The sequence below is a fragment of the Achromobacter sp. RT286_PF genome (genome assembly GCF_059760425.1).
Genome location: NZ_JCBAMR010000010.1, coordinates 1 through 17,271, shown reverse-complemented (window position 1 = coordinate 17,271; position 17,271 = coordinate 1). Strand labels below are relative to the sequence as shown.

The 17,271-nt window shown below is 65.2% G+C and carries 14 protein-coding genes and 1 tRNA gene; 5 read left to right on the top strand and 10 right to left on the bottom strand.

Annotated elements, in window-relative coordinates:
- Positions 1 to 40 precede the first annotated feature (40 nt).
- The 3 genes from AC6LJY_RS10735 to AC6LJY_RS10725 form a co-directional block, all read right to left on the bottom strand.
- A complete protein-coding gene (locus AC6LJY_RS10735) occupies positions 41 to 508 on the bottom strand; it encodes a MarR family winged helix-turn-helix transcriptional regulator (protein WP_189371350.1) in 468 nt (155 codons plus the stop codon).
- Between the two features lie 67 nt (positions 509 to 575).
- Positions 576 to 1,868, bottom strand: a complete 1,293-nt coding sequence (locus AC6LJY_RS10730; RefSeq protein WP_498135904.1) for a hypothetical protein — start codon at positions 1,866 to 1,868, stop codon at positions 576 to 578.
- A gap of 37 nt (positions 1,869 to 1,905) precedes the next feature.
- The gene (locus tag AC6LJY_RS10725; protein ID WP_498135903.1) at positions 1,906 to 2,523 is read right to left on the bottom strand and encodes an HAD family hydrolase; all 618 of its coding nucleotides are present in this window, start codon (positions 2,521 to 2,523) and stop codon (positions 1,906 to 1,908) included.
- Positions 2,524 to 2,710: 187 nt separating this feature from the next.
- Here AC6LJY_RS10725 and AC6LJY_RS10720 point away from each other — a divergent pair, with 187 nt between their 5' ends.
- On the top strand, positions 2,711 to 3,064 hold the full coding sequence (locus tag AC6LJY_RS10720; RefSeq protein WP_498135902.1) for a hypothetical protein: 354 nt from the start codon (positions 2,711 to 2,713) through the stop codon (positions 3,062 to 3,064).
- Between the two features lie 191 nt (positions 3,065 to 3,255).
- Here AC6LJY_RS10720 and AC6LJY_RS10715 read toward each other — a convergent pair.
- A tRNA-Leu gene (locus AC6LJY_RS10715) sits at positions 3,256 to 3,340 on the bottom strand.
- Positions 3,341 to 3,502: 162 nt separating this feature from the next.
- Positions 3,503 to 4,888 carry a solute carrier family 23 protein gene (locus AC6LJY_RS10710; RefSeq protein WP_314355463.1) on the bottom strand — a complete coding sequence of 462 codons (1,386 nt, stop codon included), beginning with the start codon at positions 4,886 to 4,888 and terminating at the stop codon, positions 3,503 to 3,505.
- A gap of 202 nt (positions 4,889 to 5,090) precedes the next feature.
- Here AC6LJY_RS10710 and htpG point away from each other — a divergent pair, with 202 nt between their 5' ends.
- Positions 5,091 to 6,989, top strand: coding sequence for a molecular chaperone HtpG (gene htpG / locus AC6LJY_RS10705; RefSeq protein ID WP_498135901.1), 1,899 nt, complete (start codon positions 5,091 to 5,093; stop codon positions 6,987 to 6,989).
- A 159-nt stretch (positions 6,990 to 7,148) separates the two neighbouring features.
- Here the strand turns inward: htpG and AC6LJY_RS10700 are convergent, their stop codons facing one another.
- The 5 genes from AC6LJY_RS10700 to AC6LJY_RS10680 form a co-directional block, all read right to left on the bottom strand.
- The gene (locus tag AC6LJY_RS10700) at positions 7,149 to 9,380 is read right to left on the bottom strand and encodes an acetate--CoA ligase family protein (protein ID WP_498135900.1); all 2,232 of its coding nucleotides are present in this window, start codon (positions 9,378 to 9,380) and stop codon (positions 7,149 to 7,151) included.
- Between the two features lie 19 nt (positions 9,381 to 9,399).
- The gene (locus AC6LJY_RS10695; RefSeq protein ID WP_314355466.1) at positions 9,400 to 10,395 is read right to left on the bottom strand and encodes an acrylyl-CoA reductase family protein; all 996 of its coding nucleotides are present in this window, start codon (positions 10,393 to 10,395) and stop codon (positions 9,400 to 9,402) included.
- A 19-nt stretch (positions 10,396 to 10,414) separates the two neighbouring features.
- Entirely contained in the window at positions 10,415 to 11,578 is a 1,164-nt protein-coding gene (locus AC6LJY_RS10690; RefSeq protein ID WP_498135899.1) for an acyl-CoA dehydrogenase family protein, read from the bottom strand.
- A gap of 135 nt (positions 11,579 to 11,713) precedes the next feature.
- Positions 11,714 to 12,697 (bottom strand): Bug family tripartite tricarboxylate transporter substrate binding protein, encoded by a 984-nt coding sequence (locus AC6LJY_RS10685; RefSeq protein ID WP_219991203.1) that lies wholly within the window; start codon positions 12,695 to 12,697, stop codon positions 11,714 to 11,716.
- A gap of 64 nt (positions 12,698 to 12,761) precedes the next feature.
- Positions 12,762 to 13,928: an acyl-CoA dehydrogenase family protein gene (locus AC6LJY_RS10680; protein ID WP_104141791.1), complete on the bottom strand. Its 1,167-nt coding sequence runs from the start codon at positions 13,926 to 13,928 to the stop codon at positions 12,762 to 12,764.
- A 214-nt stretch (positions 13,929 to 14,142) separates the two neighbouring features.
- Here AC6LJY_RS10680 and AC6LJY_RS10675 point away from each other — a divergent pair, with 214 nt between their 5' ends.
- From AC6LJY_RS10675 to AC6LJY_RS10665, 3 genes are all read left to right on the top strand, one after another.
- Complete coding sequence (locus tag AC6LJY_RS10675) at positions 14,143 to 14,940, top strand: IclR family transcriptional regulator (protein ID WP_120157057.1); 798 nt, start codon at positions 14,143 to 14,145, stop codon at positions 14,938 to 14,940.
- Positions 14,930 to 15,862: an IclR family transcriptional regulator gene (locus AC6LJY_RS10670; RefSeq protein WP_498135898.1), complete on the top strand. Its 933-nt coding sequence runs from the start codon at positions 14,930 to 14,932 to the stop codon at positions 15,860 to 15,862. Before AC6LJY_RS10675 ends, AC6LJY_RS10670 begins: the two co-directional genes overlap by 11 nt.
- 146 nt (positions 15,863 to 16,008) lie before the next feature.
- Positions 16,009 to 17,208 carry an MFS transporter gene (locus tag AC6LJY_RS10665; RefSeq protein WP_046806688.1) on the top strand — a complete coding sequence of 400 codons (1,200 nt, stop codon included), beginning with the start codon at positions 16,009 to 16,011 and terminating at the stop codon, positions 17,206 to 17,208.
- Positions 17,209 to 17,271: the final 63 nt, after the last annotated feature.

The following is a 17,271-nucleotide window of genomic DNA, read 5'->3' as shown; positions in this document are numbered from 1 at the left end:
GAATAGCGCCGGCGTGCTGCCAGGAACGGCGACGAACAGCTCAGGCCTGTTCGTCGCCGTTCAACATTTTGGTCAGCAGAAAATGCAGCGCCACGCGCTCGGCCGGGTTCAGATTGCCGTAGGTGCTTTCCGTGATCTGCTTGGCAAACGGTTCCATCTCTTGAACCAGCGCTTGCCCGACGGGCGTCAGGTTGATAACCACTTTGCGCCGGTCAACCGGGTCGTGATCCACCTGCACCAATTCGCGCTGCTTCAACCTGTCCACCACGCCGCGCACCGTAGCTTGGTCAATGACCGTCGCCTTGACCAGGTCCGCCAGTGAACTTGCACCGTTATCCCGCACCGAACACAGCACGACAAACTGCGCGGCGGTGAGCTGAGAGTCGGGGATGTAGTGCTGAAACAAAGCGGTGTGACGCTGATAGACACGTCGCAGCAGGTGACCTATCTGATCAGAAAACAAATAGCCTTCCGTGGTGGACGAGGACTTGCCTTTCATATTGCGCATAAGCCTATCCGAAGCAATGCATGGGTCATGATGATCTTTATCAACGGTGTGCAGTTTGACGGTATGTCTAGTTTGCCAGCAGCGGGACGGTTTGCGGGTTGTAGGCACTGTATGCGCCGCCGCAGCTTGCATAAGGGGCTGCGCGTGCGGGTACGCCGGTGGCGCGTATGCCTAGTTTGTCTTTCGGCAAATGTACCTGCACAAAGCGTTCCACTTCGACCGTGCCGTCAGGCAGGAAATACAGCTGTAGACGCATCAGCGTGGATTCTCCGTCAACGGGTTCAGGATGTCGAAATGCGGGCGCGTCCAGCGTTGCGGTGTGCCAGGGGTGGGCGGCGTTGGCAGTGCTGCTGGGGTCAGGCGCTTCCGGCGTTTCCGGCGTTCCCGGCGCGCCAGTCGTTTGCCACCGCAGCGCCAGTGGCCGGCTAAGCATAATAAACGCCGCACCGATAGGCCGCGCAAAATCATGGCAGGCGGCCGGCAACGGCGCGACGGAAACAAGCGCGCGGTCGCCGATATCCAGCGTCTGACCATTCACTTCAAGCCGAGCGATAGCGCTGCTGGTGTAATTGACCGCACTGAGCAACACCAGCCCGTGCTGCCCCTTTCGATCAAGACGCTGCTCCGTCATCCCCGCCAAACGGTTCAGCACAGGGGCAACCTCGACACGGTCGGGATAATGAAAATACAGATACCGCAACATCGATCTATCCGGCTTATTCAGCGCCGATGAAAAGCGCGCCACGTCCGGGTAAGCAAAACGCGTCAACGGCAACGATGCGGCGACAGCATCGCCCGACGCAGAAAGATATCTGTACTGCGCGATATCCTCGCGCAAGCGCGTGCCGTCATACGGAAAAGGCTGCGTCGCGGCCGGGCTGGGATATCGATTGAACACCATGAACTGCTGCGATTCAGCGGCCGCAAACGGCATTCTTGGCCCTGCACCCGACGACGTGGTGGCGTAAGGCGTGGTGTCGATCCACAGATCTTTGCCGCTAAGGTTGACGTGCGTTTCGGCAATATAGGGATGCGCATCGCTAAAGCGCTCGCGTTTGGATTTTTCGAACGATTCGCTGGCCGGGTAAATCAGCATGGCGATCAGCGTAGGCAAGAACAACCAGGCATGGACCCGGCCGGGCACACGGCCCCGATCGCGAGAAAGGTAGTAGAGCCAGACGATGATCAGCAGGATGGCCAGTGGCCCGCCCACCCAGATCGCGGCAGTAAGAAGGGCGACGATGCCCCAGCCCAGGTCGGGAGTTAACGCGGCGGTAAGGCCAAGGAATGCCAGCCACCCGGCCAGGGCAATCGAGATGATCAGGCCGAAGAGGTAATCCCGGTAGGGGGTGGTGGTCATTGGGAGGGGATGCGGCCGATCAGTTGAAAAGAATTAGTTAAACAAAATTCAGCACATCACTTAGCGAACGCAGAGAATCGCTGTTAGCCGGCGTGGCTGCCTGCCGATTCAAGTGGTATCCCTGCATACCGAATTTTCGCGGGCCGATCATATCGGCATCGACGGTGTCACCGATCATCAAGACCTCATCCGGCCGGCAGCCAATACCCTCACAAAGGTATTGATAGATCTGCGGCTGCGGCTTCACTGCGCTAGCTTCGTACGACCAGGCGCAAAAGTCCGGCTGCACGGGCAACAGTTTCAGCACCGGCGGCCCATACGGCGCGGCAAGGTTTGAGCAGAGCGCTACTTTGATGCCTCGGTCTTTCAGCGCAGTCAGGGTGGGAATGGCATCGTCAAAGAGCGAGATCGACTGGATCTCCTCATGCAACTCGGCCTCCAACCCACACAAATCTTCTTCACTAACCATCCCGCCAAACAAGCTTGCCGCTTGCCTGAGGTCCAACACATTGCTCATCGCCCGAACCCCGTCGTCACGCTGCCGCCGACGACCGGCTTCATGCAGCAGACGGACCAACTTTCGAAACGGGCGAGTAGGCCGCTGGATATGGACCAATGTCCCAAACACGTCAAACGCTACGGCTTTGATTGCCATCGGAGAGCCCCCGGTGCTTGTCAAAATGAATGTCCACGGTGCGGTGGGCGAGTGGAGGCAAGCTTATCGCAACAGCGGTTTTAGCGGCTAAAAAGCAGAGCGAAGCTTTGAGTGGGGTCTCCGTAAGGGGTTTTCGTTTAGCAGGTTGCGACTAGTAAAATCGACGCCTCACAAGGAGAGGCCATCAATGGTCAAAATAAATAATTGGTTCTTCGCCCAGCTCGCGTGTGCGGTTGCTTTATCTTCGAACGCTGTCGCGGCTCCCTCGTCTGACGAGATCATGAAGGAGTGCGCAATCTCATCATCTATTGCGCGAGGAATTATGGAAAAGCGTCAGCATGGCGCTTCCATGAGGCAGCTTATGGAAGACGCATCCAGAACAGAGGACGAGTACATGAAGGGCATCAAAATGCTCTTCATTGAGCAGGCGTTCCGGGTTCCGTCCTACGAGTTGGCCGAACGGAAATCGAAAGCTGTAGATGAGTTCGAGAACTTGGGCTACGCGGGCTGCTACATGGCTCTGACCGGAGATAAAAAGTAGGTGCGCTATTTCACGGCGCTCTTTTTTAGCTAGGTGCGTGAGCACTGCACTGCATTGCAGTGCGTACCAATGCCCCTCGCGCGGGGCATTAGCCGGGGGGTATGGCCGTCTAAGCCCGAGGAGGGCAATGCTTGGAGGGGATGATGCGATGCTGGACGAAGCGTGTTTAACGCGCGTCACATGAGGAATTCTGGTGCCCGGGGCCGGAATCGAACCGGCACGCCTTGCGGCGGGGGATTTTGAGTCCCCTGCGTCTACCAATTTCACCACCCGGGCAAGGGGGTCGCGAACACGTCCAGATGACGGCTGCGGGAGAACGAAGACAGCGATTATATGCGTACTTTCAAAAATTGTCAGGCGGCCTCAAATCCAGCCCCTGATCAAGGCCGGATCCGCCCGGCCATCCAGCCGAAAACGGACCCAGCCCTCAAGCACGACCTACTTCTTTTCCGGCAAGAACCAGTTCATCACCAAGGCGCAGATCCCGCCGGTGGCAACGCCCGATTCCAGCACGCTCTTCACCGCATGCGGCAGGTGCGACAGAATTTCAGGCACTTGCGAGACGCCCAGCCCCAAGGCCAGCGACACCGCGATGATCAACAACGCACGGCGGTCTAGCTGAATGCCGGCCAGGATGTTGATGCCGGACGCGGCAACCGCGCCGAACATCACCATGGCGGCGCCGCCCAGGACGGGTTCGGGCACGGCTTGCAGCACGCCGGCCACGCTGGGGAACAGGCCCAGCAGGATCAGCATGCCGGCGATCCATACGCCGACGTGGCGGCTTGCGATGCCGGTCAGCTGGATCACGCCGTTGTTCTGCGCAAAGACCGAGCTGGGGAAGGTGTTGAACACGCCGGCCAGGAGCGAATTCGCGCCGTTGACCAGCACGCCGCCCTTGATGCGCTGCATCCACAGCGGGCCTTCGACCGGCTGCTTGGACACCTTGCTGGTGGCGGTGACGTCGCCGATGGCTTCCAGCGACGTGACCAGGTAGATGATCAGCATCGGCACGAACAGCGCCCACGAGAAGCCCAGGCCGAAGTGCAGCGGCACGGGGATCTGGAACAGGGCGGCTTCGCGCGCGCCGGTGAAGTCCAGGCGGCCCATGGACGCGGCGGCGATGTAGCCGACGGCCAGCGCCAGCACCAGCGCCGTGCTGCGGATCCAGACGACCGGCACGCGGTTCAGCAGGATGATCGTGCCCAGCACCAAGCCGGACAGCGTCAAGTTTTCCGCGCTGGCGAAGGTGCCGTTGGCCATGGCGCCGAAACCTCCGCCCATGCTGATCAGGCCGACCTTGATCAAGGTCAGGCCAATCAGCAGCACGACGATGCCGGTCACAAGCGGGGTGATCAGGCGTTTGACGAAGGGCAGGATGCGGCTGATGCCCATTTCCACGAACGATCCGGCGATGACCACGCCGAAGATCGCGGCCATCACGGCTTCGACCGGCGTGCCTTGCTTGACCATGACCGAGCCGCCCGCGATCAGCGGGCCGACGAAGTTGAAGCTGGTGCCCTGCACGATGAGCAAGCCGGCGCCCAGCGGGCCGAAGCGCTTGCACTGCACGTAAGTGGCGATGCCGGAGATGACCAGCGACATGGACACGATCAGCGTGGTGTCGCGGCTGCTGACGCCCAGGGCCTGGCAGATCAACAGGCCGGGGGTGACGATGGGGACCAGGATGGCCAGCAGGTGCTGCAACGCGGCGACGAAGGCGACGGGCGGCGCGGGGCGGTCGTCGGGGCCGTAGACCAGGTCGTGGCTGGGCGCGTCGTCGACGGCGTGGGGGGCGGGTTGCGAAAGGGAGGCGGGTTGCATGGGCGGAAGGCCGGCCGGGGGTAGGAGAGAAAGTGCGGGATTTTAGCGGGGATCGCGCCGCTGCCGCGACGGGGCCTTGAAAAGTTCCCGATAGCCCCCACCTCAGTAGGGTTTCCCGGATTCCGCGCGGGCTCCTCGCCCCGGGATCCCGGTATTTGCGTTTCCTTTTATTTGTCCCTAATTTTTTACTTCACGTAGAACCATGAGCCAAACCGCCACGTCTTCCACGTCCGAAACCCTGGGGTTCCAGGCCGAGGTGAAGCAACTGCTGCACCTGATGATCCATTCGCTGTACAGCAACAAGGAAATTTTCCTGCGCGAGCTGGTGTCGAACGCCTCGGACGCCTGCGACAAGCTGCGTTTTGAAGCCATCGACCAGCCCGAATTGCTGGAAGGCAATGGCGAGCTGGCCATCACGGTCAGCTACGACAAGGCTGCCCGCACCATCACCATCTCGGATAACGGGATTGGCCTGTCGCGCGACGAAGCCGTCGCCAACCTGGGCACCATCGCGCGCTCCGGCACGCGGGAATTCTTTTCCCAGCTGACGGGCGACAAGCAAAAAGACGCGCAGCTGATCGGCCAATTCGGCGTGGGCTTTTACTCGTCGTTCATCGTGGCCGACAAGGTCACCGTGGTCAGCCGCCGCGCCGGCGCCACGGACGCAATCCAGTGGGAATCCGACGGCCAGGGCGAGTTCACGATTGCCGCCGCCGAGAAGGCCACGCGCGGCACCGACGTGACCTTGCACCTGCGCGCCGACGAAGATGAATTCCTGAACGGCTGGAAGCTGCGCGAAATCTTGCGCCGCTATTCCGACCACATCTCCTTGCCGATCCGCATGGCCAAGGAAGAGTGGGACCAGGAAAAGGGCGAGCAGGTCAAGACCGAAGAACTGGAAACGGTGAACCAGGCCAATGCGCTGTGGGCCCGCAGCAAGTCGGAAGTTACTGAAGAGCAGTACCGCGAGTTCTACAAGACGGTGTCGCACGACTACGACGACCCGTTGGCGTGGACGCACAACCGCGTGGAAGGCCGCAGCGAATACACGCAGTTGCTGTATGTGCCCAAGCACGCGCCCATGGACATGTGGGACCGCGACGGCCGCCACGGCGTGAAGCTGTACGTCAAGCGCGTGTTCATCATGGATGACGCTGACCAGCTGCTGCCGTCGTACCTGCGCTTTGTGCGCGGCGTGATCGATTCCGCCGACCTGCCCCTGAACGTGTCGCGCGAAATCCTGCAAGAAAGCCGCGACGTGCGCGCCATTCGTGAAGGGTCGGCCAAGCGCATTCTGTCGCTGCTGGAAGACCTGGCCGAGAACAAGCCGGAAGACTACGCCACGTTCTGGACGGAATTTGGCCAGGTGCTGAAGGAAGGCGCGGGCGAAGATTCCGCCAACCTGGAGCGCATCGCCAAGCTGATGCGCTTTGCGTCCACGCATTCGGGCGAGCCGGCGCAGACGGTGTCGTTTGCCGACTACGTGTCGCGCATGAAGGAAGGCCAGGACAAGATCTACTACGTCACGGCCGACACCTTCGCCGCCGCCAGCAACAGCCCGCATCTGGAGATCTTCCGCAAGAAGGGCATCGAAGTGCTGCTGCTGTCGGACCGCGTTGACGAATGGATGCTGTCGTACCTGCGCGAATTCGACGGCAAGTCGCTGGTGTCGGTCGCCAAGGGCGGGCTGGACCTGGCCGAGCTGGCCGACGAAGAAGAAAAGAAGCATCAAGCCGAAGTGGCTGAAGACTTCAAGCCCTTGGTCGAGCGCCTGCAAAAGACGCTGGAAGATCAGGTGAAGGAAGTGCGCGTCACGCTGCGTCTGGTGGATTCGCCGGCGTGCGTGGTGGTGGGCCAAAACGAACTCAGCCCGCACTTGCTGCGCATGCTGAAGGCCGCCGGCCAGGAAGCGCCGAACGTGAAGCCGGTGCTGGAAATCAACCCGGAACACCCGCTGCTGGCGCGCATTCGTGCGGCTGAAGATGGGGAGTTTGATCAGTGGGCGCGTCTGCTGCTGGATCAGGCCCTGCTGGCTGAAGGCGCACAAATTGCCGACCCGGCCGCGTTTGTGAAGCGCTTGAATGCCTTGCTGCTGAAGTAAGCGGCGGGGTGGTGGGATGAGAGGGCGCCTGAACTTAAGGCGCCCTCTTTTTCATTGCGCGAGGCTGCGGGCGAAATGAATATTCCCGATCGGTAATTTTGGAGGCCTTCATGTCTGCTTGGGCTGCAAGTGCAGGTCGTGCCCAAGCGCCCAAGATTGTCATGACCGCCCAGCGCTGGGAATAAGCACCGCATCCAAGGCCAGCACCCCCTGCCCATCCGGCAGCGCCAACAAGGGGTTGATCTCCACGGAACTGAAATCGTCCCGGCGCGCATCCGCGAAACGCGACAGCGCCACCAAGGCATTTGCCAACGCATTGATGTCGCAAGGCGGTGCGCCGCGTGCGCCTTGCAGGAGCGCGTAGCCCTTGATTTCGCGGATCATCGACAAAGCCTGGGCGTGGTCAAAGGGCGCCAGGCGGAAGCTGACGTCTTTCAGTACTTCGACGAAGACGCCGCCCAGGCCGAACATGACGACGGGGCCGAAGACCGGGTCGCTGTGCACGCCCACGATGCACTCCACGCCTTTGGGCGCCATGGGCGCGACCAGCACGCCGTCGATGCGGGCAGTGGGGCAGTGCGTGCGTACGCTGTCCAGGATGGCGGCGTGGCCGTGGCGCACGGCGTCTTCGCCCGACAGGTTGAGCTTCACGCCGCCTACATCGCTTTTGTGCAGGATGTCGGGCGACACCACTTTCAAGACCACGGGGCCGGCTGCGCGGGCAGCGGCGGCCACGGCGGTGTCGGCGTCGGTGGCAAGCGTGCAGTCGGGCACGGGCAGGCCGGCTTGGCGCAGGACGTCCATCGCCTGCACTTCGTTATAGGTGTCGCGCAGCGGCGCGGTGCTTGCATTAACAGACGGCACGGAGGCGTGGGCATTCGGGCCGGCGTTGGAGATGCCGTCAGTGTTGCCGCTCGTGGTTCCTGTCGTGCTTCCATTCGTGCTGCTGTTCGTGCTTCCAGTCTTGCTTCCATCCGACGCGGCATCCGACGTGGCCCCCGACGCCGCAGCTAACCCCGCCACCGCGCCTATCGTCCGTATCGCGGCGCTGGGGTCTTCGAACACCAGCGTGCCCAGGCGTTCAAGTTCGCGGCGGCGCTCAGGCGGGAACAGCGCGCAGAAGGCCAGCGGCACGTCGGGGTGGCGGGCGCGCATCTCGCGGGCAAAGGTCTCGAAGGTGGGCCACAAGGCTTCCGACGACCCGGCGGCGGCCAGGAAGACCGCCAGCGCATCGTAGCGGCCGTCGGCCAGCATGTCGTCGGCGGTGGCCAGCAGCAGGCCGGGCTCGGACACCACCTGGCCGGTGACGTCGACCGGGTTGCGCGGGCCAGCGAAGGCCACGCGTTCCAGCAGCCGGGCTTGCGCGGCCGCGTCGGGCTCGGGTAGCGACAGGCCGGCTTCCTCGGCCTCGTCCGCCATCAAGGCGCCAACGCCGCCGGATATCGTGAAGATGCCCAGGCGCTTGCCTTGGGGGCGTTGCTGCCAGGTGTCCAGCGCATAGCCCAGGTTGAAGAAGTCTTCGATGCTGCGGGCGCGCAGCGCGCCGTATTGGCGAAACAGCGCGTCGTAGACGGCGTCATCGCCCGCCAGCGCGGCGGTGTGTGACGCAGCGGCCTGCGCGCCGGCCTGGGTGCGGCCGATCTTGGTGACGACCACGGGCTTGCCGGCGTCGCGCGCGGCGGCCAGTGCACCGCGCAGCTTGGCGCCGTCGCGGCAGCCTTCCATGTAAGCCATGATGACCCGCGTGTCGGCGTCGTGCGCCAGCCAGTTGATGCAGTCGGCCACGTCGATGTCGGCTTCGTTGCCGGTGCTGATCCAGTGCGACAGGCCGAGTCCGCGTTCGCGCGCCATGCAATAGGCATAGGCGCCGAACGCGCCGCTTTGCGACACCATGCCGATGCCGCCCAACGCCACGGCGCCGTTGGCGGGCGCGGGCGAGAACGTGGCGTAGACCTTGTGGCGCACGTTCATGTAGCCCAGGCAGTTGGGCCCCAGCAGGCGGATGCCGCGCTCGCGCGCGATGGCGCATAGCGCCTCTTGCATGGCGACGCCTTCCGCGCCCGTTTCCGAAAAGCCTGACGTGAATACGACCGCGCCGCCAACCTGACCGGGGCGCGCGCTTTGTAGCGCCTGGGCGGCGTGCGCGGCGGGCACGGCCAGGATGACGAGGTCCACGTCGGTATTCAGCGCGGCCAGGTCGGGCGCGGCGGGCAAGCCCTGGATGCTATCGGCGCGCGGGTTGATGGGCAGGATGCGGCCGTCGTAACCATGCTGACGCAGCAGGCTGACCGGCATGGCGCCGATCTTGCCGGGGGTGGCGGACGCGCCCACGATGGCGATGCTGCGCGGGGTGAACAGGCGGGACAGGGTGGGGTCGGAATGCGTAGTCATGATTTGCGGGCGAGTAGGTTCAGGAAAAGCGCACGACGCTGCGGCCGGTGCTGCCGCGTTCGAGCATGGCGGCCAGCGCTTGCGGCAAGTCCTGGGGTTGGATAACGCGCGCGGTAAGGTCCAGGCGCTGCGGGCGGTAGTCGGTGGCCAGCCGTTGCCATAGCGCGCGGCGCAGCGGCATGGGGCTGTTGGCGTTGATGCCCAGCAGCTTCACGCCGCGCAAGATGAAGGGGATGACGGACGTGGGCAGCTCCGCGCCGCCCGCGTTGCCAAACGCGGCCACCACGCCGTCGGGGCGCACGCTGGCCAGCGCGTGGGCCAGCAAGGGGCCGCCCACGGAATCAATGACGCCGGCCCAGCGCGCGCTCATCAAGGGTTTGATGGGGGCGGACAGGTCGGGCGGGGCCATGACCTCGGCGGCGCCCAGCGACCGCAGGTAGTCGGCGGCATCCGCCTTGCCGGACATGGCGCAGACGCGATACCCGCGTTGGCTGAGGATGTCGATGGCGATACCCGCCACGCCGCCGGTGGCGCCGGTGACCAGCACTTCGCCTTGGTCAGGCGCCAGGCCGCAGTGTTCCATCCAGTGCAGGGACAGCGCGGCGGTGAAGCCAGCGGCGCCCAGCACGGCGGCATCGCGCAGTGTGATGCCGGCGGGCAAGGGCAGCACCCAGTCATGCGGCACGCGCGCGTATTCCGCATAGCCGCCGTCGCAGTCCACGCCGATGCCAAAGCCATGCACGACGACTTCCTGACCGGGAGCAAGCGCGGGGTCGGTGGAGTGGACCACGGTGCCGCTCAGGTCGATGCCGCCGATGCGGGGGTACTGGCGCACGACGTTGCCGCGTCCGGCCTGCGCCAGCGCGTCCTTGTAGTTCAGGCCGGCGTAGGCCACCTTGATCAGCGTATCGCCGGGGGACAAGTCATCTTCCGACAAGGTGTCGAAGCGTCCTTGCGGGGGCGCGCCGTCGGCGCCGCCATGCAGTCGGTAGGCCTGGATGGTGGGGATGGGCATGCGGGTCTCCTGGGATGGGTCAGCCGCGCGCCAAGAGGCGGCGCGCAAGGCTGGCGCGGTGCAGTTCGTTGGCGCCGTCGTAGATGCGGAAGGGGCGCATTTCTTGCCAGATCATTGCCACGGGGGTGTCGTCGGACAGGCCCGATGCGCCCATCATTTGCACGGCGCGGTCGGCCACGCGGTTGACGGCTTCGGATACGAATACCTTGGTCATGGCGCTGTGCTGCTTGACGGACAAGCCCGCGTCCATGCGGCCCGCGCAATCCAGCGTCATCAAGCGGCTGGCGTGCAGGTCGATGTGTGAATCGGCCACCATGGCCTGGATCTGTTGCAGATCGGCCAGGCGCGATCCAAAAGACTCGCGCGTGTTGACGTAGGCTTGCGCGGTTTCCAGGGCGCGGCGGGCGCGGCCGATGTAGCGCATGCAGTGCGACAGGCGCGCCGGCTCCAGCCGCAGCTGCGCGTATTCCAGGCCACGGCCGGGTTCGCCCAGCACGGCGTCGTCGCCGACCTCGCAGTCCTGCAACTCGATCTCGGCGTGGCCGCCGATCTGGTAGCCGGTGACCATGCCGATGTCGCGGATGACGCGGTAGCCCTTGGTATCGGCGGGCACGATGAAAAGCGTGGCGCCGGCATCGGTCTGCGCCAGCAGCAACGCGAAGTGCGCGCCGACGCCGCCGCTGATGTATTGCTTGTGGCCGTTCAATACCCAGCCTTGACCCCGCCGCGCGGCGCGGGTGCGCAGCATCGACGGGTCGGACCCCGCACCGGGCGCGGGTTCGGTCATGGCGAAGCAGGCGCGTTGTTCGGCGCGCACCAGCGGCAGCAGATAGCGCTCGCGCTGCGCGGGCGTGGCCAGCCGCAGCAGCGTCAGCATGTTGGGTTGGTCGGGGGCGGCGCAGTTCAGGGCAGCCGGCCCTAAGAAGCCGCGCCCGGCCGCTTCCAACACCTGGGCCAGCGCGCGCCAACCCAGACCCAGCCCGCCAAATTCGACGGGCAGTTGCGGCGCGTACAGGCCGGCATCCCGCGCCTTGAGGCGCAAGCGCGCCACGCATTGGTCCAGAGCCGCCACGTTGCGGGCGATGGCGGGCGATTCTTCGGGGATGGCGATGTCATCGACGAAGCGGCGGACCCGTTCGCACAGGTCTTGGATCGCGGCGTCGTCGTAGGGCTGGGCGGGCATGGGCTGTGTCTCTTGGCAGTGGCTTGCGAATAACGGCGAGCATGTGAAGGCATGCATGTGAAGGCGAGCATGTGAGGGCACCCTCACGCAGGCATCGTCACGCAGGCACCCTCACGCCGGCACCTTGGTAGCGCCTTACTGGATACGCGTGTTGGTGGACTTCACCAACTTGCCCCACCACACGGTTTCGTCGGCGATCTGCTTGGCGAATTCCGCCGGTGTGCTGCCCAGCGGTTCAGCGCCCAGCTCCTGAAAGCGCGCGCGCAACTGCGGGTCTTGCAGCGCCTTCACGACGGCGGCATGCAGGCGGTCGACCACGGCGGGTGGGGTGTTGGCGGGCGACATCAAGCCCTTCCATGCCATCACTTCAAAGCCCGGCATGCCCGCTTCGGTAAAGGTGGGCACGTCCGGCGAGGCGGTGGCGCGCGCGTCGCTGGGTACGGCCAGCGCGCGCAGCGTGCCGGCTTTGACCTGTGGCAGCAGCGCGGGCATGTTGTCGATCATGAAATCGATGTGGCCAGCGACCAGGTCGGTGATGGCAGGGCCGGATCCCTTGTAGGGCACGTGTTCGGCTTGCAGCCCGGCCTTCTGCTTGAGCAATTCGCCCGCCAATTGCGCGGGCGACCCGTTGCCGGGCGAGCCAAAGGACAGCTTGCCGGGGTGGTTGCGGGCGTACGTCAGGAATTCCTGCAAGGTGGTGACGGGCATCGACTTGGTCACCACCATCAGGTTGTGTTCGCGTTCGATGCAGGTGATGGCCGTCAGGTCCCGGGCGGGGTCGAACGGCATGTTGGCGTACAGGCTGGGGTTGATGACGGTGGGGCCGGCCGCCGCCAGCAGCAGCGTGTAGCCGTCCGGCGCGGCGCGCGCCACGAAGTCCCCGCCGATATTGCCGCCGGCGCCCGGCTTGTTTTCCACGATGACCGGCTGGCCCAGGATGGGGTGCAGCGCTTCGGCCAGCAGGCGGCCCAGGATGTCGGTGGACCCCCCGGGCGCAAACGGGATGATCAGCCGAATCGGCTTGTCGGGGTAGGCGGCGGCCGCCTGGGGCGGCAGGGCCGCGCAGGCGAACGCGGCGGCCAGGGCGCCGATCCACTTCGGCAGGTGCTTGTGCAGCATGTCAGTCTCCTTGGGGTTGTGGGCCGCGCGCTTCTTGTGGCGGCGGTCTCTAAAACGCTCGGACCTAACGGCCGGGCGTGTAGCCGGCCTGCGCCAGCGTGTGCCGCGCGATGGTCAGTTGATGGATCTGGCTGGTGCCTTCGTACAGGCGAAACAGCCGCACGTCGCGGTAGAAGCGTTCAATGCCCTGGTCCGCGATGTAGCCGTAGCCGCCATGCATCTGCACGCAGCGGTCGGCCACGCGGCCGCACATTTCCGACGCGAAGTATTTGCAGATCGACGCGTTCATGGTCACGTCCTGGCCGGCGTCGCGTTCGCGCGCGGTTTGCAGCACCAGCGCCAGCGCCGCCTGGATGTCGGTCTGGCAGTCGGCGATCATGGCCTGGATCAGCTGGAAGTCCATCAACGCTTTGCCGAACTGCTGGCGTTCGGCCACGAAGCGCAGGGTGTCGTCCAGCATGCGAATCGCCGGGCCGATGCACAAGGCAGCCAGGTGAATGCGCTGCTTGTTCAGCACCTTCATGGCGGTCTTGAAACCCATGCCTTCCTGGCCGCCGATCAGGTTGGCGGCGGGCACGCGGCAGTCGTTGAAGTACACGGCGGACACGGGCGAGCCGGCCTGGCCCATCTTCTCGTAAGGCTGGCCGGTGGTCAGGCCGGGGGTGCCCCGCTCGACAATGAAGGCCGAGATGCCCTTGGCGCCTGGCGCGTCGGGGTCCGTGCGCGCCATGACGGTGAACAAGCCGGCAATGGGCGCGTTGGTGATGAAGCACTTTTCGCCGTTCAGCACGTAGCTGTCGCCGTCGCGCACGGCGGTGGTGCGCAAGGCGGTGGCGTCCGAGCCCGCTTGCGGCTCGGTCAGCGCGAAGCAGCCGGTCAACTCACCGGACGCTAGGCGGGGCAGGTAACGGTCTTTCTGCTGTTCGGTGCCGTCGGCGACCAGGCCCTCGGAGCCGATGCCGGTGTTGGTGCCGACCCGGGCGCGAAACGCGACCGAGCATTGCGACAACTCGATGGCTGCCCGGATCAATTCTTCGGTGCTCATGCCCGCGCCGCCGTAGGCCTCGGGGATGGAATAGCCGAACATGCCCTGGGCGGCCATGGCGCGCACCAGGTCGTCGGGCACGGCGTCCAGGCGCGCAACCTCGGCTTCGCGCGGAACCAATTGCTGCCGTACAAAGCGCCGTAGCGAATCGATGAAGGCGGCAAAGCCTTCCGGGTCCCTGATCATGGGCTGTCTCCAATTGTTTTTTGTGGGCCGGGCCGATATTTCACACCGGGCGACGCGGAATTCAAGGTAGCAAAGCAGCGCGAAATGCGAGACAAGTGTTTTGATATCTTGAACGCTTTATGAGCGCGCAGGCCGCGGTGCAGGGGCCGCCTGCACTATCATCGACCTCACTGCCCGGCGCCTGTCCGCGCGCCGTCCCACCCGGAATGCGACCATGACCACGCCCTTGGGCGGCCGCCACCCCGACCCTGATTTCGCCACCACGCTGGCCCACGGCCTGTCGGTGCTGCAAACCTTTCGCCATGGCGAGCCAGCGCTAAGCAACCGCGAGCTTGCCGACCGCACCGGGCTGTCCAAAGCCACGATCTCGCGGCTGACGTACACGCTGGTGCAGCGTGGGCTGCTGCGTTATGACGCCGGCCTGCGCCGCTACCGTTTGGGCACGGCGCTGCTGTCGCTAAGTTATCCCTTGCTGGCCAGCATCAAGCTGCGGCAGATGGCGCGTCCGCTGATGACGCGACTGGCCAACGCGGCGGGCGGGTCGGCGTCGCTGGGCATGCATCACGGCACGCACATGGTCTATGTGGAAACGTGCCGGGGCCATGACGCGGTGGCGTTTCGGCCGGACATCGGCGCCATGCTGCCATTGCTGGCGTCCGCAATGGGCCGCGCGTGGCTGGCGCAGGCGGACCCGGCCGAGGCGCAAGCGCTGTTGCGTCAGCTGCGCGAACAAGACCCTGCTGCATGGCAACGGCATGCACCCGGCTGGGAAGAGGCGCAGCGGGATTACGCCGCGCATGGCTATTGCGTGGCCGAGGGTGAGTGGCACGCGGACGTGCACGCGGTAGCGGTGCCGATGCGGCGCCGCGTGGATGGCCAGGTGTTTGTCTTTAATTGTGGCGTGCCGACGCGGCGATTGCGCGCGGGCGACCTTCGGCGGCGCATTGCCCCCCGTCTGCTGACGCTGGTGGCGCGCGTGGAAAAAATGCTGGAGCGTTCGGATGCCGGTTGAACTTGACGGTGGCCACGAGCCCCGCCGTGACCGCAAGCGCGACCCCCATGGGGTCGGCGGCCAACATCAGGACGGCTCCCAACATCGGGACGGCTCCGCACGTCGGGACGGCAGCCAACACCGGGACGGCAGCCAACACCGGGACGGCGTCGACCCCGCCCGCGACCGCGACTTCGCCACCACGCTGGCGCACGGCATCGATATCCTGGGCTGCTTTCGGGCGGACCGGCCCGAGCTGGCCAACAAGGACTTCGCGCAGCAGACGGGCCTGTCGAAAAGCGCCGTGGCGCGCTTGACGCATACGCTGGTCGAGCTGGGCTTCTTGCAACGCGTGGGCTCGCCCGCGCGCTACCGGCTGGGCGCGGCGGTGCTGGCGTTGAGCTACCCCTTGCTGGCCAGCATGCAGATCCGCCAGCTGGCGCGGCCGCTGATGAAGCAACTGGCCGACCACGCACGCGGCGCGGTGTCGCTGGTGGTGCGCGACCGCCTGCAAATGGTGTACGTGGAAACCGCCCGTTCGAACGACGCCTTGCAGACCCGGCCCGATATCGGCGCGTCGCTGCCGCTGCTGTCCAGCGCGGCGGGCAAGGCGTGGTTGTGCCGCGTGCCGGATGCCGAGCGGGCGGTGGTGCTGAACCAGCTGCGTGTGGCCGACGCGCGCCATTACGCCGAGCATTTTCCCAGCCTGGCGGCGGCGGCACGCGACCTGGAGCGCAAGGGGTATTGCGGCAACAACGTGCAGTGGCGTCCCGACGCGTATGGGTTTGCGGCCCCGTTGTGGCGGCCGTACCAGTCACTGACGTACGTCTTTAACTGCGGCGTGCCTTCCGGGGACGGCCCCTTTCGTGAGCGCGCGGCGGATATCGGCCCCCGGTTGGTGGCGCTGGCGCGCGAGACGGAGCGCCTGTTGGGGCTGACATAGCGCGGGGCTGTGCATCCCTGAACCCCACCCCGGGGATCGATTTGTGACCCCAAGTCAAAAGTGTTTGCCCGCCAGACGGCTTTTTCCGCAAGGATGGCGCCGTCATACTGCACGCCTGTCTTTCCGACGTGCTCCAAGGAATTCGCATGAACCCGCAAGATAATCAACCGGTCAAATCCGGGCTGCCGCTACTGGCGCTGGCCGTCGGTGCGTTTGGCATTGGCGTGACCGAGTTTTCTCCCATGGGCCTGTTGCCCGTCATCGCCGATGGCGTGGGCGTGTCCATTCCCAGCGCCGGCATGCTGATCAGCGCCTACGCCATCGGCGTGATGGTGGGCGCGCCGCTGATGACGCTGGTGTTTTCGCGCTGGTCGCGGCGCAAGGCGCTGATTTTGTTGATGTTGATCTTCACCATCGGCAACGTGCTGTCGGCCCTGTCACCCAATTACACGACGCTGCTGCTGGCGCGGCTGGTCACCAGCCTGAACCACGGCGCGTTCTTCGGGCTGGGCTCGCTGGTAGCCGCCAGCGTGGTGCCGCGCCACAAGCAGGCCAGCGCGGTGGCCACCATGTTCATGGGGCTGACCATCGCCAACGTGGGCGGGGTGCCGGCGGCGACGTGGCTGGGGCAGGTGATCGGTTGGCGCATGTCGTTCGCGGCCACCGCCGTGCTGGGCTTGATTGCGATGTTGTCGCTGTGGTTCGCCTTGCCGGCGGGCGAAGCCGGACGCCGCCCGGATGTACGCCATGAACTGGCCGTGCTGAAAAGCCCCGTCGTGCTGTTGGCGCTGTTGACCACGGTGGTGGGCGCGGGTGCGATGTTCACGCTGTACACCTACATTGCGCCCACGCTGGCCGAGATCACCGGCGCGTCGCCCGGCTTCATTACCGGCATGCTGGTGTTGATTGGCCTGGGCTTCACGCTGGGCAACGGCCTGGGTGGCCGCATGGCCGACCGTTCGCTGGACGGCACGCTGATCACCTTCCTGGTGATCGTCATCATCGACTTGCTGGCGTTCCCGTGGATCGCCTCCACCCAGATCGGCGCGGCGATTTCCCTGCTGATCTTCGGCATCGCCACCTTTGCCGTGGTGCCGCCTTTGCAGATGGGCGTGATGCGCGCGGCGACGGCGGCCCCGGGGCTGGCGTCGTCGGTCAACGTGGGCGCGTTCAATCTGGGCAACGCGGTAGGCGCGGCAGCGGGCGGCGCGGTGATTTCGGCCGGGCTGGGCTACGCCGCCGTCCCCATCGCCGGCGCCGTCATCGCCACCGCCGGCCTGGCCCTGGTGCTGGTGCAACGCGCCGGCAACGTGCGCCGCCGCAAGCTGGCGATGCAGGGCTGCTGAACAGGCATCGCCTGCCCCCGCTATTGCCACGCATCGGGCCGCTATCCAGCGGCAGGCTCTTAT